This is a genomic window from Streptomyces sp. NPDC091387 (genome assembly GCF_044756945.1).
Taxonomy (GTDB): domain Bacteria; phylum Actinomycetota; class Actinomycetes; order Streptomycetales; family Streptomycetaceae; genus Streptomyces.
Window position 1 is genome coordinate 14,959 of the sequence record NZ_JBIVTZ010000026.1, and the last position, 18,842, is coordinate 33,800.

The following is an 18,842-nucleotide window of genomic DNA, read 5'->3' on the forward strand; positions in this document are numbered from 1 at the left end:
CGGAGGTGGCCGCGCTCCTCGGTCCCTCGTGGCACGGCGCGTCGGGGCGTCAGGCGCGACAGCAATCCTGCGGTCGCGATAACCGAGCACCTCAAGGAGTACGGCCATGGCCGTCGTCACGATGCGGGAGCTGCTGGAAAGCGGCGTCCACTTCGGTCACCAGACCCGTCGTTGGAACCCGAAGATGAAGCGTTTCATCTTCACGGAGCGCAACGGCATCTACATCATCGACCTGCTCCAGTCGCTGTCGTACATCGACCGCGCCTACGAGTTCGTCAAGGAGACCGTCGCCCACGGCGGCTCCATCATGTTCGTGGGTACGAAGAAGCAGGCCCAGGAGGCCATCGCCGAGCAGGCGACGCGCGTCGGCATGCCGTACGTCAACCAGCGTTGGCTCGGTGGCATGCTCACCAACTTCTCCACCGTCTACAAGCGCCTTCAGCGTCTGAAGGAGCTTGAGCTCATCGACTTCGAGGACGTGGCCGCCTCCGGCCTCACCAAGAAGGAGCTCCTGGTTCTCTCCCGCGAGAAGGCCAAGCTGGAGAAGACCCTCGGTGGTATCCGCGAGATGCAGAAGGTGCCGAGCGCCGTCTGGATCGTCGACACCAAGAAGGAGCACATCGCCGTCGGTGAGGCGCGCAAGCTCCACATCCCGGTCGTCGCGATCCTGGACACCAACTGCGACCCCGACGAGGTCGACTACAAGATTCCGGGCAACGACGACGCGATCCGCTCCGTCACCCTGCTCACCCGCGTGATCGCCGACGCCGTCGCCGAGGGCCTCATCGCCCGCTCCGGCGCTGCGACCGGCGACTCGAAGCCGGGCGAGAAGGCCGCCGGCGAGCCGCTCGCCGAGTGGGAGCGCGACCTGCTCGAGGGCGACAAGAAGGCCGACGCCGAGGTCCAGACCTCCGCCGAGACCGAGAAGGTCGCGGACGCGGCCGAGACGCCGGCCGAGGCTGAGGCCGAGGTCGCCGCCGAGGCTCCCGCCACCGAGACGCCGGCCGTCGAGGCCCCCGCCGCCGAGGCTCCGGCCGCGGACGGCGAGCAGGCCTGACACCCGTCACGGCTGACGACGGCGGGGGCCGGTGCCACAAGCACCGCCCCCGCCGTTCACCCGTAGATCTTTCAGACTTCGAGAGAGAAATACAGACTCATGGCGAACTACACCGCCGCTGACGTCAAGAAGCTCCGTGAGCTCACCGGCGCCGGCATGATGGACTGCAAGAAGGCGCTCGACGAGGCCGACGGCAGCGTCGATGGCGCCGTCGAGGCCCTTCGTATCAAGGGCCAGAAGGGCGTCGCCAAGCGCGAGGGCCGTTCTGCCGAGAACGGCGCCGTCGTCTCCCTCATCTCCGAGGACAACACCTCCGGTGTCCTGCTCGAGCTGAAGTGCGAGACGGACTTCGTCGCCAAGGGCGAGAAGTTCCAGGCCGTCGCCAACGCGCTGGCCGCGCACGTCGCCGCCACCTCCCCGGCCGACCTGGCCGCGCTGCTCTCCTCCGAGATCGAGGCCGGCAAGACGGTTCAGGCGTACGTCGACGAGGCCAACGCCAACCTCGGTGAGAAGATCGTCCTGGACCGCTTCGAGCAGTTCACCGGCGCCTACGTCTCCGTGTACATGCACCGCACCATGCCCGACCTGCCGCCGCAGATCGGTGTCCTGGTCGAGCTCGACAAGGCCGACGCAGAGCTGGCGAAGGGCCTTGCCCAGCACATCGCCGCCTTCGCGCCGAAGTACCTCTCCCGCGAGGACGTCCCGGCCGAGATCGTCGAGACCGAGCGTCGTGTCGCCGAGGAGACCACGCGCGCCGAGGGCAAGCCCGAGGCCGCGCTCCCGAAGATCGTCGAGGGTCGCGTCAACGGCTTCTTCAAGGAGGCCACCCTCCTCGGCCAGCCGTATGCGCTGGACAACAAGAAGTCCGTCCAGAAGGTCCTGGACGAGGCCGGTGTCAGCCTGAAGCGCTTCTCGCGCATCAAGGTCGGCATCTGAGTCCGTCCGCGAAAAACGGTGGACCCCGATAGGGTCTGGTGCAGTCGACGGCCGCACACCGCCGTACGACCGCAGATCTGACGAGGAGGCCATTGCCGCTGAGGGACATAGGACCCACCGGCAATGGCCTTCTTCGTATGTGCACGAGGAGAATCTCCATGAACAAGGGCGCGGACGCCGCAACAGGTGACCACAGGCGCGACGACGGCAAGGTGGCCGGACGCTTCATGCTGAAGCTGTCCGGAGAGGCGTTCGCCGGTGGCGGGGGTCTCGGCGTCGATCCCGACGTCGTACACGCCATCGCACGCGAGATCGCGGCGGTCGTCCGGGACGGCGCGGAAATCGCGATCGTCATCGGCGGCGGCAACTTCTTCCGCGGCGCCGAGCTCCAGCAGCGCGGCATGGACCGGGCCCGGTCCGACTACATGGGCATGCTCGGCACCGTCATGAACTGCCTCGCGCTCCAGGACTTCCTGGAGAAGGAGGGCATCGACTCCCGCGTCCAGACCGCCATCACCATGGGCCAGGTCGCGGAGCCGTACATCCCGCTGCGCGCCGTACGGCACCTGGAGAAGGGCCGCGTCGTCATCTTCGGCGCCGGTATGGGCATGCCGTACTTCTCCACCGACACCACCGCGGCCCAGCGCGCCCTGGAGATCGACGCCGAGGCGCTGCTGATGGGCAAGAACGGTGTGGACGGGGTCTACGACTCCGACCCGAAGACCAACCCCGGAGCGGTGAAGTTCGACGCGCTGGAGTACAGCGAGGTGCTCGCCCGCGACCTCAAGGTCGCCGACGCCACCGCCATCACGCTCTGCCGTGACAACCAGCTGCCGATCCTCGTCTTCGAACTGACGACGGCGGGCAATATCGCCCGCGCCGTCAAGGGTGAGAAGATCGGTTCGCTCGTGAGTGACCGGGGCACCCGGGCCTGAGAACCGGGGGACCGAACCGGGGAGACCCGGTGAGTTCCCGGGGCCCGCGGTAGGGGCCCGAAGGATGGACAACGGCCTGCCGGTCGGACACCGTGCAGGTGAGGACGCGACGCAGGACCCGCCGGGCCCGAGCACGCCGGGCCCACTCAAGACACGCAGGAGCACGTGGTGATCGAAGAAACCCTCCTCGAGGCCGAGGAGAAGATGGAGAAGGCCGTCGTGGTCGCGAAAGAGGACTTCGCCGCGATCCGCACCGGCCGTGCGCACCCGGCGATGTTCAACAAGATCGTCGCCGACTACTACGGCGCGCTGACCCCGATCAACCAGCTGGCCTCGTTCTCGGTGCCCGAGCCCCGCATGGCCGTCGTGACGCCGTTCGACAAGACGGCGCTGCGCAACATCGAGCAGGCCATCCGCGACTCCGACCTCGGGGTCAACCCGAGCAACGACGGCAATATCATCCGGGTGAACTTCCCCGACCTCACCGAAGAGCGCCGTCGCGACTACATCAAGGTCGCGAAGACCAAGGCCGAGGACTCCAAGATCTCGATCCGCGCGGTCCGCCGCAAGGCCAAGGAGATCCTCGACAAGCTGGTCAAGGACAAGGAGTCCGGCGAGGACGAGGTACGTCGCGCCGAGAAGGAGCTCGACGACACCACCGCGAAGTACGTCGCGCAGGTGGACGAGCTGCTGAAGCACAAGGAAGCCGAGCTGCTCGAAGTCTGATGAACGACTCTTCCTGGGGCGCCCCGCAGGGCGTCGGCCACGGTGCCGCTCCCGAGATGCGGGCCGCTCCGGCGGGTCCTGCATACGATGTGCATAACGCCCAGCAGACTCGGCCCATGCCCATCGTGCCGGACGTTCCCGACGCAGGTAGAGACGCTGACGACCGTGATGACCGGGACCAGGGGGCCGCACGCCTGAGCGGCGGCCCCCTGTTCCGCGACGAGAAGCCGCAGGAGCCCATGTCCACCGCGCCGCCACCCCCGCAGAAGAAACGTGCGGGCCGTGATCTCGGAGCCGCCATAGGGGTCGGCGTCGGGCTGGGTGCCGTCGTCGTCGCCTCGCTCTTCATCGTCAAGGCCGTCTTCGTCGGTGTGATCGTGGTCGCCGTCGTCGTGGGCCTCTGGGAGCTCACCTCCCGGCTGGATGAGCGCAAGGGCATCAAGGCGCCGCTCGTTCCCCTCGCGGTCGGTGGCGCGGCGATGGTCGTGGCCGGTTACGCACGGGGCGCCGAGGGCGCCTGGGCCGCCATGGCCCTGACCGCCCTCGCGGTACTCGTCTGGCGGATGACCCAGCCGCCGGAGGGCTACCTCAAGGACGTCACGGCCGGCGTCTTCGCCGCGTTCTACGTACCGTTCCTGGCCACCTTCGTCGCCATGCTCCTGACCGCGGGGGACGGGCCGCAGCGAGTGCTGACCTTCCTGCTGCTGACCGTGGTCAGCGACACCGGCGCGTACGCCGTCGGCTGGCGGTTCGGCAAGCACAAGCTCGCGCCGCGGATCAGCCCCGGGAAGACCCGCGAGGGCCTCTTCGGAGCGGTGGCCTTCGCGATGGTGGCCGGTGCGCTGTGCATGGAGTTCCTGATCGACGACGGCGCCTGGTGGCAGGGCCTGCTGCTCGGCCTCGCGGTCGCCGCCAGCGCCACCCTCGGTGACCTGGGCGAGTCCATGATCAAGCGGGACCTCGGGATCAAGGACATGGGCACGCTGCTTCCCGGCCACGGCGGCATCATGGACCGGCTGGACTCCCTGCTGCCGACCGCCCCGGTGGTCTGGCTGCTGATGGTCCTGTTCGTCGGCTCCGGCTGAGCGTCCGTACGCGTCACCACGAGTGGGGCCCACCGTCCATGGACGGTGGGCCCCACTCGTGTCCGGTGATGTCAGCCGCGTTCCCGCAGGGCCGAGCGCATGTGCTGATACCGCTCGATCGCCCGCTTGCGTATCCACACGAGCCAGCAGCTGAACACGATCACGCCCACGCTGAAGACCACGGGGAGGGCCGGTGAGCCGGTGGTGACCCCGAGGACCAGCATGCCCACCGCGGTCAGGCCCATGAAGCCCAGCCAGTAGGGCAGCCACCGGCTGCCCCGCTCCAACTTCCCGAGCTGGTCCTCGACCAGCCGGCTCATGACCGCCCGCTCCTCGGGATCCTCCGGCACCTCGCGGTGCCGGATCCTGCGGCCGAGGTCGACGAGCGTGTCGGGCCGCGCGCCGGTCGCACGGCTGGTCCTGCGGCGTTGGTACGCCACGAACCCGATGACCACCGCGGTGTAGACAAGACTCTGGACCGCCCATAACGCCGGATGACCGTCCCGGCGCCACACGGCTGCGAGGCCCAGCCCCAGTACGAAGAGCACCAGGGCTTGTGCGGCCAGGCTGTGGCTGAACCAGTGCTTCACGGTGTGCACGGCTGATACCTCCTGCTGGGTCGGCGGGCTGTCCTGTCACTCCGGGTACCCCGTCCGGCCCGGCTCAGGGGTGCTGCGTCGCCCCCAATGGCGTGGGGCGGGGCCACTGCCGTGTGTCTGGGACGCTGGAGGAACGGAGGCAAGCAGGGAAGGAACATCATGGCCGGCGCGCGTTCGATCGAGCCCGGAGCTGTGGAGCGAAGTGACCCCGGTGCCTCCCTCCAGGGCGTACGCGGGCCTGCTCGATGCGGGTGCTCGGGACGTGGACACGGTGGCGGCCTGCATCGCCTCCTCGCGCGAAGCCGTCGGCCACTGGTCGGACCAGGCGATCCGGGCCCTCGTCGCGGAGTGATCCGTACCCTCAGCGGGCCGGGCAGCACGATGACCGATCGCACCCCGGCGTGTCTGCGACACTGGATGAACCATGCCTAAGCCCGGAGAACTCACTTTCGTCGCGCCCCGCGGAGCCAAGAAGCCGCCGCGGCACCTCGCCGACCTCACGCCCGCCGAGCGCAAGGAAGCCGTCGCCGCGACCGGCGAGAAGCCCTTCCGCGCCCAGCAGCTCTCGCAGCACTACTTCGCGCGGTACGCGCACGACCCGTCGGAGTGGAACAACATTCCGGCCGCGTCGCGCGACAAGCTCGCCGAGGCGCTGTTCCCGGACCTGATGTCCGTGGTCCGGCACATCAGCTGCGACGACGACACCACCCGCAAGACGCTGTGGAAGCTGCACGACGGGACACTGGTCGAGTCCGTCCTGATGCGCTACCCCGAGCGCGTCACGATGTGCATCTCCTCCCAGGCGGGATGCGGGATGAACTGCCCGTTCTGCGCCACCGGGCAGGCCGGTCTCGACCGCAACCTCTCCACCGCGGAGATCGTCCACCAGATCGTGGACGGCATGCGGGCCCTGCGCGACGGTGAGGTACCGGGGGGCCCGGCGCGGCTCTCCAACATCGTCTTCATGGGCATGGGCGAGCCGCTCGCCAACTACAAGCGGGTGGTCGGGTCCATCCGCCGGCTGACCGACCCCGAGCCCGACGGGCTGGGGCTGTCGCAGCGCGGGATCACCGTCTCGACCGTCGGCCTGGTGCCGGCGATGCTGCGCTTCGCCGACGAGGGCTTCAAGTGCCGTCTCGCCGTCTCGCTGCACGCCCCGGACGACGAGCTGCGCGACACCCTCGTACCGGTGAACACCCGGTGGAAGGTGCGCGAGGTGCTGGACGCGGCCTGGGAGTACGCGGAGAAGTCCGGTCGCCGTATCTCCATCGAGTACGCGCTGATCCGTGACATCAACGACCAGGCCTGGCGGGGGGACCGGCTGGGCCGGCTCCTCAAGGGCAAGCGGGTGCACGTCAACCTGATCCCGCTGAACCCGACGCCCGGCTCGAAGTGGACCGCCTCGCGGCCCGAGGACGAGAAGGCGTTCGTCGAGGCCATCGCCGCCCACGGGGTGCCGGTGACCGTCCGGGACACCCGGGGCCAGGAGATCGACGGCGCCTGCGGGCAGCTGGCGGCATCCGAGCGCTGAGGCCGAAACCGGCCGTGTAGCCTGGGCGTGAATTCAACTTCATATTCCGACAGGGGAGCGCCACAGCGCTGAGAGTGCGGCACCAAGGACAGGTTGGCCGCAGACCCTCTGAACCTCGCCCGGGTCATTCCGGGTAGGAAGTTCGGACCTTACTCAAGCTGTTGCGCCCTGCCCGCTTCCGGTTCCGATCCGGCGCGGGCAGGGCCGCGTCTCTTCCTGGTCACCCCCAGGAGGAATCACATGAGCACCACCAAGAAGATCGCGGTGTCGGCCGTCGCCGCCGCGATCGGGGCCACCGCGCTCGCGGGCTGCGGCAGCTCCGACGACTCGTCGTCCGGCTCCGCCGGCACCAAGGGCGCCGGCTCCAAGACCGTCACCCTCGTCAGCCACGACTCCTTCAACGCGTCCAAGGGCGTGCTGAAGGAGTTCACCCGGGAGACCGGTTACACGGTCAAGGTGCTGAAGAGCGGGGACGCGGGCGCCGCGCTCAACCAGGAGATCCTGACCAAGGGATCGCCGCGCGGTGACGTGTTCTTCGGCGTCGACAACACCCTGCTGTCGCGCGCCCTCGACAACGGCCTCTTCACGCCGTACGCGGCCGAGGGCCTCGATCAGGTCGCGTCCGACGTCCAGCTGGATGCCGCGAAGCACCGGGTCACCCCGGTCGACACCGGCGACATCTGCGTCAACTACGACAAGAAGTACTTCGCCGACAAGAAGCTCGCGCCGCCGAAGTCCTTCGACGACCTGGCGAAGCCCGCGTACAAGAACCTCCTCGTCACCGAGAACGCCGCGACGTCCTCGCCCGGTCTCGGCTTCCTCCTCGGCACCGTCGCCACCTACGGCGAGGACGGCTACCAGGACTACTGGAAGAAGCTGAAGAACAACGGCGTCAAGGTCGTCGACGGCTGGGAGCAGGCGTACAACGAGGAGTTCTCCGGCTCCGCGGGCGGCAGGAAGGCCAAGGCCGACCGGCCCCTCGTCGTCAGTTACGCCTCCAGCCCGCCCGTCGAGGTGCTGTACGCGGACCCGCAGCCCGAGTCGGCCCCGACCGGGGTCGCCACCGGGACGTGCTTCCGGCAGATCGAGTTCGCCGGTCTGCTCGACGGCGCGAAGAACGAGGCGGGCGGCAAGGCCCTGCTGGACTTCCTGATCGGAAAGAAGTTCCAGGAGGACATGCCGCTCAACATGTTCGTCAGCCCGGTCAACAAGGGCGCGAAGGTGCCGGAGCTCTTCACGGAGTTCGGGGCCACCGCGGACAAGCCGGCGACCGTCGCCCCGGACACCATCGCCAAGAACCGTGAGCAGTGGGTCCAGTCATGGTCCTCGCTCGTAGTGAAGTAGCGAGGACTCCCGTACGCGGACCGGGCGCGCGCGGGAAGGCCGCACGGACCCGGTCACGGCGCGGGAGCGCGGTGCGGCTCGGCCTGATGGCCGTGCCCGTCGCCTTCTTCGCGGTGTTCTTCGCCTACCCCGTCGCGGCGATCGTCGGGCGGGGGCTCAAGGCCGACGGCGTCTGGCAGTTCGGCCGGTTCGGTGAGGTGCTGAGCCGGCCGGACATCCTGGACGTCCTCTGGTTCACCCTCTGGCAGGCGCTCGCCTCGACCGCGCTGACCCTGCTGATCGCACTGCCGGGCGCCTATGTGTTCGCCCGGTTCGACTTCCCGGGCAAGCAACTGCTGCGGGCGATCGTCACGGTGCCGTTCGTCCTGCCGACCGTCGTCGTGGGCACCGCGTTCCTCGCGTTGCTGGGGCGCGGCGGCTTCCTCGACGGGCTGTGGGGGGTACGGCTCGACACCACGGTGTGGGCGATCCTGCTGGCCCATGTCTTCTTCAACTACGCGGTCGTCGTGCGCACCGTCGGCGGACTGTGGTCGCAGCTCGACCCGCGGCAGGAGGAGGCCGCCCGCGTCCTCGGCGCCGGACGGTTCACCGCCTGGCGACGGGTCACCCTTCCGGCGCTCGCGCCCGCCGTGGCCGCCGCGGCACTGATGGTCTTCCTCTTCACCTTCACCTCCTTCGGCGTCGTCCAGATCCTCGGCGGCCCCGGATTCTCCACACTGGAGGTGGAGATCTACCGCCAGACCGCACAGCTGCTCGCGCTGCCCGCCGCCGCCGTGCTGACACTCGTGCAGTTCGCCGCGGTCGGCGCCATCCTCGCCCTGCACGCCTGGACCGTACGGCGCAGGGAGACCGCGCTGAAGCTCGTCGACCCGGCGCAGACCGCCCGCAGGCCGCGCGGCGCGGGCCAGTGGGCGCTGCTCGGAGGCGTCCTGCTGACCGTGCTGGTACTGATCCTGCTGCCGCTCGCCGTACTGGTGGAGCGCTCGCTCGACGTGTCCGGCGGCCACGGCCTCGACTACTACCGGGCGCTGGCATCGGCGGACGCGAACAGCGGTACGTTCCTGGTCGCGCCGCTCGAAGCGATCGGGAACTCGCTGCGGTACGCGCTGGTCGCGACCGTCATCGCGCTGGTCGTCGGGGGCCTGGCCGCAGCGGCTCTGACCAGGCGGGGCGGCCGGCTGGTCAGAGGCTTCGACGCCCTTCTGATGCTGCCCCTCGGGGTCTCCGCCGTCACCGTCGGCTTCGGGTTCCTGATCACCCTGGACAAGCCGCCGCTCGATCTGCGGACCTCCTGGATCCTGGTGCCCCTCGCCCAGGCCCTGGTCGGGGTGCCGTTCGTCGTACGGACCATGCTGCCGGTCCTGCGCGCGGTGGACGGGCGGCTGCGCGAGGCGGCCGCGGTGCTCGGCGCGTCGCCGCTGCGGGCCTGGCGCGAGGTGGATCTGCCGCTGGTGCGCCGGGCGCTGCTGGTCGCGGCGGGCTTCGCGTTCGCCGTGTCGCTCGGCGAGTTCGGCGCCACGGTGTTCATCGCACGGCCCGACAACCCGACGCTCCCGGTCGCCGTGGCACGGCTGCTGGGGCGGTCCGGGGATCTCAACTACGGCCAGGCGATGGCCCTCAGCACCATTCTGATGCTCGTGTGCGCGGTGTCGCTGCTGCTGCTCGAACGTATCCGCACCGATCGATCCGGGGAGTTCTAGGGATGCTGACACTCGAATCGGCCACCGTGCGCTTCGGTGACCGGGCGGCGCTGGACGCGGTGGACCTGGAGGTCGCCGAGCACGAGATCGTCTGCGTGCTGGGGCCGAGCGGCAGCGGGAAGTCGACCCTGCTGCGGGTGGTCGCCGGACTCCGGCATCCGGACGGCGGGCGGGTACTGCTCGACGGAGCGGACCAGGCCGGGGTGCCGGTGCACCGGCGCGGGCTCGGCCTGATGTTCCAGGACCACCAGCTCTTCCCGCACCGCGATGTCGGTGCCAACGTCGCCTTCGGGCTGCGGATGCACGGCGTGAGCCGGAGCGAGCGGGACCGCAAGGTCGCCGAACTCCTCGATCTGGTGGGGCTGCCCGGCGCCGAGCGGCGGGCCGTCGCCGCGCTCTCCGGCGGCGAGCAGCAGCGCGTCGCCCTCGCGCGGGCGCTCGCCCCCCGGCCCAAGCTGCTGATGCTGGACGAACCCCTCGGCCAGCTGGACCGCAGCCTGCGCGAACGCCTCGTCGTCGAACTGCGCACGCTGTTCGGCCGGTTGGGCACGACCGTGCTCGCGGTCACCCACGACCAGGGCGAGGCCTTCGCGCTGGCCGACCGCGTCGTCGTGATGCGCGACGGACGCATCGCCCAGGTGGGCACCCCCCTGGAGGTCTGGCAGCGTCCCGCATCGGCCTTCGTCGCCCGCTTCCTCGGCTTCGACAACGTGGTGGAGGCGACGGTCACCGGCGAGGCCGCCGACACGGACTGGGGCAAGGTGCCGGTGCCCGCGGGATCGCCTCAGGGGGCCTGCGACCTGCTGGTGCGTCCGGCCGGAGTCCGGATCGGCGCCCCGGAGGACGGCCTGCGCTGCACCGTCGGCGCCCGCACCTTCCGCGGCAACCACGTCGCCGTGACACTGAGGCCGGAGCACGGCCCGGCCCTGGACGCCGAGTGCGCACTGCGCGCCACACCGGAGGAGGGCGCGCGGGTCGGCGTCACCTTCGACGCGTCGGAGAGCGTCGTACTGCCCGCCGTGCGGTGACCGGCCGCGCGGGTCACCGGCCCGCGTCCGGCCCCGCCGGTATCCCGCCCGCGCCGCAGCCGTTCGCACCGGAACCGGCCACGACCAGTCCCAGTTCGTAGGCGAGGATCACCGCCTGCGCGCGGTCCCGCAGCTCCATCTTCGCGAACAGCCGGTTGATGTGGGTCTTGACCGTGTGCGCGGTGATGGTGAGCCGGTCGGCGATGTCCCCGTTCGACAGACCCCGGGCGATCAGCACGAGCACCTCCACCTCCCGGGTGGTCAGGCCCTCGACGGAGCGCGCGGGCGGAGCGGCGACCCGCTGCCTGGTGAACTCCGCGATCAGCCGCCCGGTGATGTCCGGCGAGAGCAGCGCCCGGCCGTCGGCCACCACCCGTACCGCGTGCAGCAGTTCGGGAAACGTCGCGTCCTTCAGCAGGAAGCCGCTGGCCCCCGCGGTCAGCGCGTCGTACACGTACGCGTCGAGCCCGAACGTCGTCAGCATCAGCGCCCTGGTCGCACCGCCCGAGGCGGCGATGATCTCGCGAGCCGCCTCGATGCCGTTCAGCCCCGGCATCCTGATGTCGAGCAGGGCCACGTCGGGGCGGTGTTCGGCGGCGATGCGGACCGCCGCCGCCCCGTCCTCCGCCTCCCCGACCACCTCGATGTCCGGCTGGGTGCCGAGCAGCCCGGCGAAGGCGGTCCGTACGACGGCCTGGTCATCGGCCACCACCACCCGGATCACCACGGGAGCTCCGCCTCGACGAGAAAGCCGCCCGCCGGGCCCCGGCCCGCGGTGAGGCTGCCACCGAGGAGCGCCGCCCGCTCGTTCATCCCCACCAGCCCGTGGCCGGCGCCCTCGGCCGGTGCGCCGCGCGGCCCCGGTCCGTCGTCCCCGACCCGGACCGCCAGCACACCGGTCCCGTAGACGATGTCCACCACGGCCCGCGCCCCCGGCGCGTGGCGGCGCACGTTCGTCAGGGCCTCCTGCACGATGCGGAACGCCGACAGTTCCCAGGACGGGGGCAACTCCGCCCGCTCGCCACTGATCCGCAGCTCCGCCGTGCCGCCCACCGCCCGGTGCTGCTCGACCAGGTCGTTCAGCCCGGCCAGCGTCGGCTGCGGCGCCGTCGCCGTCCCCGCCGCCCGGTCGGTGCGCAGCACGCCGAGCATCCGCCGCAGCTCGGTCATCGACGCGCGTGCCGTGCCCGCGATCTGCTGGAAGGCGTCCCTGGCCTGCGGGGACAGCCCCGGGGTGGTGTAGGTCGCCCCTTCCGCCTGCACGGCGATCATGGAGACGGAGTGGGCGATCATGTCGTGCAACTCCCTGGCGATGGCGGCCCGCTCCGCCTCCGCCGCCTGCCGGCGCTCCATCACCAGCAGCCTGGACTGGGCGGCCGCCCGCTCCTGCCGCGTCTCCTCCCGTGCGCGCACCGCGTCCCCCATGCTCACCGCCCCCAGGATCACCACCGTCAGGGCCAGCGTCTCGGCGTACAGCCCGAGACTCAGCCGGTCACTCCCCTGGAGCGTGGGCAGCGCCGGCGATCCGTCGCGTGCCCAGCGGTCGATGTGCACGAGGTTGACCGTGAGCGAGGCCAGCGCACCGCCGACGACGAGCAGGGCCGGGTGCTGCACGCGATGGCGGCCCAGCGTGTAGCTGCCGATCAGGGTGCCGGCCACCGTCGCGTAGGCCATGTTGCCGTCGGTTCCGAAGCTGAGCAGGGCCGCGCCGACCGTGAGGAGGCAGACGGCGGGCCGCACACCCCGCCACATCAGCGAAGCCGTACAGACCAGCACCCCGAACGTGGTGATCGCCGAGCCCGGTACGGCTATCAGCTCACCTGCCGCGAACAGGGTCAGCGCACCTCCCGTCAGCCAGGGGTACGCGGGGGCCGAGGCCCACCGGCGCGTTCGCAGGCGCGCCCGCTGGACCCGGGCGCGCGGCGTGATCGTGCTGCTCATACCCAGGATTGTTCGACACCGGGGACCTCCGGCACATCGGAGCAGGGGTGGAATTCCCCGCCGCGTCTCATGCCACGGGTTGAGTGCGAACACCGGATTCCGGTGTGACGTGCCGTGAGAGCCACGTTCCTAGCCTCGGATGCATGGACGGAACAGCAGATCCCGCGGCGGCCGCGGCGGCGGCGACGGTGCGACGGGGCGCCCGCGTGGAGCGGTTCGGCCGGGGAGCCCCGGCCGGTGCGTGCGCGTGGGCCGGCTGCGCGGTGGCCGCCCTGCTCCTCGCGCTGTGCTCCGGACTCGCTCCGCACCGGATCTGGGGCGCGTCGGCCGCCGCCGGATACGCCGGCGCGGTGTGGCCGGCCCTGCGCGGGAACCGCCGTACGGCGTCCGCCGTCGCGGCCGTCGGCGCCGTGGGACTGCCACTGCCGCTCCTCGTGCTCCTGGGCCGGGCGCAACTGGAGGTCCAAGTCGTCGCGCACTCGGCGCATTCGCTGCTCGCGACCGGTTCACCGTACGCCCCCGACCCCGCGGCGGTGGCGGACTTCGATCCTTACCTTCCCGCGATGGCCGTCTTCGGGATGCCGCACGCCCTGTTCGGGGAGGGCCCGTTGACCGATCCCCGGCTGTGGACCGGAGCCGCCTTCCTCGGGGCGCTCGCACTGGCCGCCCGCCGCCCGCCGCTCCTCGCACTGGCCGCCGTCCCTCTCGTCGCCCTGCCGATGGCGGTGGGCGGCGTCGATCTTCCGGTGGCCGGGCTGATGTGTCTGGGCCTCTCGCTGGCCGGACGGCACAGGCCGGTCGCCGCCGGACTGGTGACCGGCCTGGCCGCAGCCCTCAAGTGGACGGCCTGGCCCGCGCTCCCGGTGGTCGTCGTGCTGCTCATGTCGATGCGCCGGGACGGCGCCGCCGGGCGCGGGGCAGCGTGGCGCTGCGCCCTCGCGGCGGGGCTCACCACCGCCGTACTGGTGCTCCCGGCCGTACTGCGCGATCCGTCGGCCTTCGTCACCCATGTCGTCCGCTACCCGCTGGGGCTGGCCGGTGCCGTGTCACCGGCCGCGACCCCCTTCCCGGGACATCTGCTCGCCTCCGGGGTGCCCGGAGGCCGGACCGTCGCCCTCGTCCTGCTCCTGTGCTGCGCCCTGGCGCTGGCCGGTTCGCTGCTCGTGCGGCCACCGGGAACGGCGCCCGCCGCCGCGCTGCGGCTGGCACTCGGGCTGAGCCTCGCCGTCGTCCTCATGCCCGCCACCCGTTTCGGCTACCTCGTATATCCGCTGGTCCTCGCCGTCTGGGCCGTGACGCAGCACGGCTGGACGCGGCGGCGCGCACATGCCGTCCGACCCGACACCGAAGACGACCACCCCGGCCCCGGCCAGGAGTGCGTCCAGCGCGTCGGAGACCGCGTCGTCGTGGAGCGCGCGGAGCATCGACGCGAACGCGTCACCGTTGGACCGCGTCTCCTGGAACCAGTGGTGGGCGCGGGCGTCCGGCGTGGCCTCGTAACCGCCCTTCGTCAGCTCGTCGTAGAGCGCGTCGGGGGAGTAGAGCAGTCTGCGGTAGGGGGCGAAGGGCAGACCCGGCACCGGCGGGAAGACGAACGCCCCGTCGGCCCGCACCTTCGTCGCCGCGTCGGGCCCCATCGGGCAGCCGAGGAAGACGGCCCCCGACGTGTCGGCGGTGAGCAGGGCGGCGGTGCGGTCCGTCAGATCGACGGACTGGACGCGGCGCCCGGCCAGCGAGCCGGCGGCGACCGCCGCGTCGAATGCGGCGAGTGACTCGATCTCGCCGCCGGGTGCGGGAATGCTCTCGTCCGGGTTCTCCACGGCCTCATGCCACGGACCGGCGGGGCGGGCGCCCCGATGGCGGCCGGCCGGCCGCTCGGCCGCTCAGGGGGTCAGCGGAAGAGCGGCCAGCTCGGCGATCGCCCAGGTCAGTGGGGCGAAGACGAGGAGCAGTGCGGCCGCGCGCAGCGCCGTCGCGGCCCGCAGCGCCGAGGCCGGGGCGCCGAGCCGCAGCAGTGCCCGCGCCGTTTCCGCGCGGGCCTGCTTCGCCTCCAGCGCCGAGGTCAGCAGCGTCGCCGTCGTGCAGCCGATGACGAGTACGGCGCCGAGCGCGGTGAGCGGTCCGAAGGGCCGGGGACCCGTCCCGTACAGCGCGAACGCGGCGATGACGGCCGAGAGCACCGCGCAGACGACACCCAGCGGCCGGCCGATCCGGCGTGACTCGTCCATCAGTACCCGTCCCGCCAGCAGGCGTACGGCTCCGGGGCGCACCGCCTGGAGCAGCCGTCCGGCGAGATGGGTCAGCCCGGGGCCGGCCGTGGCGAGGCCGATCGCCGTCAGCGTCCACCCCACCAGGACCCAGGCCGGAGTGGAGTCGAGCTTTCCGGGGAGCGGGAACGGGCTGCCCGCGGAACCGCGGCTCGCGTACGCCTCGACCGCGAGTCCGGCGGCCGTCAGGGCCACGCCCCACGGCAGCCCGGCCGGCGGGGCGGCCGGGGCCGGGGCCTGCTCCTCGGGCAGCAGGTCCTGCGAACCGTCCTGCACGCCCGCTGCCCGCACCGGCCTGGTGCGCAGCGCCAGCGCGCTCGCCGTGGCGGCCGCGGCGGGCACCAGGGTCAGCAGGACCAGGACGGCGGCCAGCGGCAGCGACGCCTCCGCGCCGAGCAGCCCGGCCGCCGCACCGTCGAACGGCAGCCCCGACAGATCGCCGCGCAGATGGAGGAAGAAGAGCAGCGCCACCATGGAGCCGAGGGTGCACGAGACCGCGGTGGAGACGGCGGCCAGCACACTGAGCCGGACCGGCCCGAGGCCGACGGCGGAGAGCCCGGCGCGCGGGCGGGTGCTCGGGTCGGTCCGGGCGACCGCGACGGCGAACTGCACGGTGGCGGCCAGCGGTACGAAGCACCACAGCAGCCGCAGGACGGAACCGGTGGCGTGTGCCGGGTGCCCGGAGGCGTAGCCCAGGGTGCACAGCAGGAGGAAGCCGACCCCGGCGGAGGCGGCCGCGACCAGCAGCCGCCGCATCAGGACCAGTGGATGGGAGCCGCGGGCTAGACGGAGAGCGAGCACGCCGCGCGCCCCTCCGTGTCGGTTGCGGCCGGCAGGGCGACCGTGGCGACCCGGCGTCCGTCCAGCAGCGGCACCGCACGGTCGGCGAGGGCGGCGATCTCCGCGTCGTGCGTGGCGAGGACCACCGTGATGCCGTGCGAGCGGGCCGCGCTGGTCAGGGTGCGCAGCACATGGGTGCGGTCGGTGCGGTGGAGGGTCGCGGTCGGCTCGTCGGCGAAGATCACCGCGGGGGCGGTGGCCAGCGCGCGGGCCACCGAGATCCGCTGCCGCTGGCTCTGCTGGAGGGTGTGCGGCCGCTTCCTGGCGCACATGCCGATGTCGAGGCGCTCCAGCCACTCCATGGCGGACTTCTTGGCCTCCCGGTGCGAGACGCCGCGCAGCAGCAGCGGGAGGGCGGTGTTCTCCCAGGTGGTCAGCTCCGGGACGAGCTGGGGCTCGGGGGCGATCCAGCCGAACTTGTCGCGGCGCAGCCGTTCGCGCAGCCGGGGCCCCATGGTGTGGACGGGGACGCTGTTGAACCACACCTCCCCCTGGGCGGGCACCAGTTGGCCGGACAGGCAGTGCAGCAGCGTGGTCTTGCCGCTGCCGCGCGGGCCGGTCACGGCGAGGATCTCGCCGTCGCGGATCCCCAGGGACACCCCGCCGAGCGCGGGTGAGCCGTTGTGGGAGTGGTGCAGGGAGCGCGCCCAGATCACGTCGTTGTCCGGCGGGGCCACCATGGCGTACACCTCGGTTCAGATCAGATATCCCGTTCCCCCGTACGGGGGAACGAAGAGGGGGCCGATCGGTCACTCGGCACCGTAAGGATTCGGACCGCGGTGTGCGCACAGCACACGGCCCGGGTGCGCCTCTTCCCACTCGACTGGGCGCATCCGGGCCGCGTGAACCGTATGAAATGACCGCTGGAAGACCGTCGGGGGGACGGTCAAGCGGTGGTCGAACCGAGCTCGGTCGGTCAGCCGATCGAGCTGTCGGTCAGAGCTTCGTCCAGGCCTCCGTCAGGACGGACCGCAGGATGGACTCGATCTCGTCGAACGTGGACTGGTCGGAGATCAGCGGCGGGGCGAGCTGGACGACCGGGTCGCCGCGGTCGTCGGCCCGGCAGTAGAGGCCGTTGTCGTACAGCGCCTTGGAGAGGAAGCCGTACAGGACGCGCTCGGTCTCCTCGTCGGTGAACGTCTCCTTGGTGACCTTGTCCTTCACCAGCTCGATGCCGTAGAAGAAGCCGTTGCCGCGGACGTCGCCGACGATCGGCAGGTCGTGCAGCTTCTGCAGCGTGGTGAAGAACGCGTTCTCGTTGTCGAGGACGTGCTGGTTGAGGCCTTCCCGCTCGAAGATGTCGAGGTTGGCCAGGCCGACCGCCGCGGAGACCGGGTGGCCGCCGAAGGTGTAGCCGTGCAGGAAGGTGTTGTCGCCCTCGTAGAACGGCTCGGCGAGCCTGTCCGAGATGATGCAGGCACCGATCGGCGAGTAGCCCGAGGTCATGCCCTTGGCGCAGGTGATCATGTCCGGTACGTAGCCGAACTTGTCGCAGGCGAACATCGTGCCGAGCCGGCCGAAGGCGCAGATGACCTCGTCGGAGACGAGCAGCACGTCGTACTTGTCGCAGATCTCCCGGACGCGCTGGAAGTAGCCGGGCGGGGGCGGGAAACAGCCGCCCGCGTTCTGCACGGGCTCCAGGAAGACGGCGGCGACGGTGTCCGCGCCCTCGAAGAGGATCTCCTGCTCGATCTGGTCGGCGGCCCAGCGCCCGAAGGCCACCGGGTCGTCGCCGAAGAGCGGGGCGCGGTAGATGTTGGTGTTCGGCACCTTGTGCGCGCCGGGGACCAGCGGCTCGAAGGGGGCCTTGAGGGCCGGCAGGCCGGTGATGGACAGGGCGCCCTGCGGGGTGCCGTGGTAGGCGACCGCACGCGAGATGACCTTGTACTTGGTCGGCTTGCCCGTGAGCTTGAAGTACTGCTTCGCCAGCTTCCACGCGGTCTCGACGGCCTCGCCGCCACCGGTGGTGAAGAAGACTTTGTTGAGGTCACCCGGGGCGTAGTCGGCGAGGCGCTCGGCCAGCTGGACGGCCTTCGGGTGGGCGTAGGACCACACCGGGAAGAAGGCCAGCTCCTGCGCCTGCTTGTACGCGGCCTCGGCGAGCTCGTGACGGCCGTGGCCGGCGTTCACCACGAACAGGCCGGACAGGCCGTCGAGGTAGCGCTTGCCCTGGTCGTCGAAGATGTAGGTGCCCTCGCCACGCACGATGGTGGGAACGGGCGCGTTCTCGTAGTCCGACATGCGGGTGAAGTGCATCCACAGGTGGTCGTACGCGGTCCGGCTGAGGTCCTTGCTCACGGCTATCGGGTTCCCCACATGTAGGTCTGCTTCTTGAGCTTGAGGTAGACGAAGCTCTCGGTGGAGCGCACGCCGGGAATGGCCCGGATGCGTTTGCTGATCGTCTCCAGCAGGTGGTCGTCGTCCTCGCAGACGATCTCCACCATCAGGTCGAAGGAGCCCGCGGTCATCACCACGTACTCGCACTCGGTCATGGCCGACAGGGCATCCGCGACGGGATCGAGGTCGCCCTCGACGTTGATCCCGACCATCGCCTGGCGTCTGAACCCCACGGTGAGGGGGTCGGTGACGGCGACGATCTGCATCACGCCCTGGTCGAGCAGCTTCTGGACGCGCTGGCGCACGGCCGCCTCCGAGAGGCCGACGGCCTTGCCGATCGCGGCGTACGGACGACGTCCGTCCTCCTGGAGCTGCTCGATGATCGCGAGGGACACGGCATCGACCGTTGAGGACGATCCGTTCCCGGTCCTGGAGTCTGCGCTACGACTGGCCACGGAGCCACTGTGCACCGGGACTCGTCTGTCTCGCAACCCTCAATCGATGAAATTCGTTGTT

The 18,842-nt window shown here is 71.0% G+C and carries 17 protein-coding genes, 2 pseudogenes and 1 riboswitch; of the genes and pseudogenes, 11 read left to right on the forward strand and 8 right to left on the reverse strand.

Translation table 11 applies throughout. From position 1 onward, the window contains the following. Nucleotides 1-106: 106 nt before the first annotated feature. The 5 genes from rpsB (at nucleotide 107) to ACIQM0_RS35555 (ending at nucleotide 4,739) form a co-directional block, all read left to right on the forward strand. On the forward strand, nucleotides 107-1,057 hold the full coding sequence (gene rpsB, locus ACIQM0_RS35535; RefSeq protein ID WP_073739114.1) for a 30S ribosomal protein S2: 951 nt from the start codon (nucleotides 107-109) through the stop codon (nucleotides 1,055-1,057). 99 nt (nucleotides 1,058-1,156) lie between these two features. Then, the gene (tsf, locus tag ACIQM0_RS35540; RefSeq protein WP_401294741.1) at nucleotides 1,157-1,993 is read left to right on the forward strand and encodes a translation elongation factor Ts; all 837 of its coding nucleotides are present in this window, start codon (nucleotides 1,157-1,159) and stop codon (nucleotides 1,991-1,993) included. Nucleotides 1,994-2,151: 158 nt separating this feature from the next. Continuing rightward, entirely contained in the window at nucleotides 2,152-2,928 is a 777-nt protein-coding gene (gene pyrH / locus ACIQM0_RS35545) for a UMP kinase (protein WP_329613641.1), read from the forward strand. 168 nt (nucleotides 2,929-3,096) lie between these two features. After that, complete coding sequence (gene frr, locus ACIQM0_RS35550; protein ID WP_362966856.1) at nucleotides 3,097-3,654, forward strand: ribosome recycling factor; 558 nt, start codon at nucleotides 3,097-3,099, stop codon at nucleotides 3,652-3,654. Further along, nucleotides 3,654-4,739: a phosphatidate cytidylyltransferase gene (locus ACIQM0_RS35555; RefSeq protein ID WP_401294744.1), complete on the forward strand. Its 1,086-nt coding sequence runs from the start codon at nucleotides 3,654-3,656 to the stop codon at nucleotides 4,737-4,739. The genes frr and ACIQM0_RS35555 overlap by 1 nt, the downstream gene beginning before the upstream one ends. 71 nt (nucleotides 4,740-4,810) lie before the next feature. Here ACIQM0_RS35555 and ACIQM0_RS35560 read toward each other — a convergent pair whose 3' ends face one another. Continuing rightward, on the reverse strand, nucleotides 4,811-5,338 hold the full coding sequence (locus ACIQM0_RS35560) for a hypothetical protein (protein ID WP_401294746.1): 528 nt from the start codon (nucleotides 5,336-5,338) through the stop codon (nucleotides 4,811-4,813). A 211-nt stretch (nucleotides 5,339-5,549) separates the two neighbouring features. Between ACIQM0_RS35560 and ACIQM0_RS35565 the strand changes: the two genes are divergently transcribed. From ACIQM0_RS35565 to ACIQM0_RS35585, 5 genes are all read left to right on the forward strand, one after another. After that, entirely contained in the window at nucleotides 5,550-5,690 is a 141-nt protein-coding gene (locus ACIQM0_RS35565; RefSeq protein ID WP_401294748.1) for a hypothetical protein, read from the forward strand. A 72-nt stretch (nucleotides 5,691-5,762) separates the two neighbouring features. Next, nucleotides 5,763-6,869: a 23S rRNA (adenine(2503)-C(2))-methyltransferase RlmN gene (gene rlmN / locus ACIQM0_RS35570; protein WP_306086762.1), complete on the forward strand. Its 1,107-nt coding sequence runs from the start codon at nucleotides 5,763-5,765 to the stop codon at nucleotides 6,867-6,869. Between the two features lie 41 nt (nucleotides 6,870-6,910). Beyond that, nucleotides 6,911-7,027: riboswitch (TPP riboswitch) on the forward strand. A gap of 82 nt (nucleotides 7,028-7,109) precedes the next feature. Then, complete coding sequence (locus ACIQM0_RS35575) at nucleotides 7,110-8,213, forward strand: thiamine ABC transporter substrate binding subunit (protein ID WP_401294750.1); 1,104 nt, start codon at nucleotides 7,110-7,112, stop codon at nucleotides 8,211-8,213. 86 nt (nucleotides 8,214-8,299) lie between these two features. After that, entirely contained in the window at nucleotides 8,300-9,913 is a 1,614-nt protein-coding gene (locus ACIQM0_RS35580) for an ABC transporter permease (RefSeq protein ID WP_401294835.1), read from the forward strand. Between the two features lie 2 nt (nucleotides 9,914-9,915). Further along, nucleotides 9,916-10,941: an ABC transporter ATP-binding protein gene (locus ACIQM0_RS35585; protein ID WP_401294752.1), complete on the forward strand. Its 1,026-nt coding sequence runs from the start codon at nucleotides 9,916-9,918 to the stop codon at nucleotides 10,939-10,941. A gap of 13 nt (nucleotides 10,942-10,954) precedes the next feature. Here ACIQM0_RS35585 and ACIQM0_RS35590 read toward each other — a convergent pair whose 3' ends face one another. After that, on the reverse strand, nucleotides 10,955-11,668 hold the full coding sequence (locus tag ACIQM0_RS35590) for a response regulator (RefSeq protein ID WP_401294753.1): 714 nt from the start codon (nucleotides 11,666-11,668) through the stop codon (nucleotides 10,955-10,957). Next, a complete protein-coding gene (locus ACIQM0_RS35595) occupies nucleotides 11,662-12,882 on the reverse strand; it encodes a sensor histidine kinase (protein ID WP_401294755.1) in 1,221 nt (406 codons plus the stop codon). Before ACIQM0_RS35595 ends, ACIQM0_RS35590 begins: the two co-directional genes overlap by 7 nt. 578 nt (nucleotides 12,883-13,460) lie before the next feature. Here ACIQM0_RS35595 and ACIQM0_RS35600 point away from each other — a divergent pair. Then, a pseudogene (locus tag ACIQM0_RS35600) lies at nucleotides 13,461-14,063 on the forward strand (glycosyltransferase 87 family protein); the annotation flags it as partial. 171 nt (nucleotides 14,064-14,234) lie between these two features. Here ACIQM0_RS35600 and ACIQM0_RS35605 read toward each other — a convergent pair. The 5 genes and pseudogenes from ACIQM0_RS35605 to ACIQM0_RS35625 form a co-directional block, all read right to left on the reverse strand. After that, a pseudogene (locus tag ACIQM0_RS35605) lies at nucleotides 14,235-14,702 on the reverse strand (Rossmann fold nucleotide-binding protein); the annotation flags it as partial. Between the two features lie 63 nt (nucleotides 14,703-14,765). Continuing rightward, a complete protein-coding gene (locus ACIQM0_RS35610) occupies nucleotides 14,766-15,950 on the reverse strand; it encodes a hypothetical protein (protein ID WP_401294757.1) in 1,185 nt (394 codons plus the stop codon). After that, complete coding sequence (locus ACIQM0_RS35615) at nucleotides 15,932-16,669, reverse strand: ATP-binding cassette domain-containing protein (protein ID WP_363025136.1); 738 nt, start codon at nucleotides 16,667-16,669, stop codon at nucleotides 15,932-15,934. Before ACIQM0_RS35615 ends, ACIQM0_RS35610 begins: the two co-directional genes overlap by 19 nt. 256 nt (nucleotides 16,670-16,925) lie before the next feature. Next, nucleotides 16,926-18,305: an aspartate aminotransferase family protein gene (locus tag ACIQM0_RS35620; protein ID WP_363025138.1), complete on the reverse strand. Its 1,380-nt coding sequence runs from the start codon at nucleotides 18,303-18,305 to the stop codon at nucleotides 16,926-16,928. After that, a complete protein-coding gene (locus tag ACIQM0_RS35625; RefSeq protein WP_363025139.1) occupies nucleotides 18,290-18,796 on the reverse strand; it encodes an Lrp/AsnC family transcriptional regulator in 507 nt (168 codons plus the stop codon). The genes ACIQM0_RS35620 and ACIQM0_RS35625 overlap by 16 nt, the downstream gene beginning before the upstream one ends. Nucleotides 18,797-18,842 lie beyond the last annotated feature (46 nt).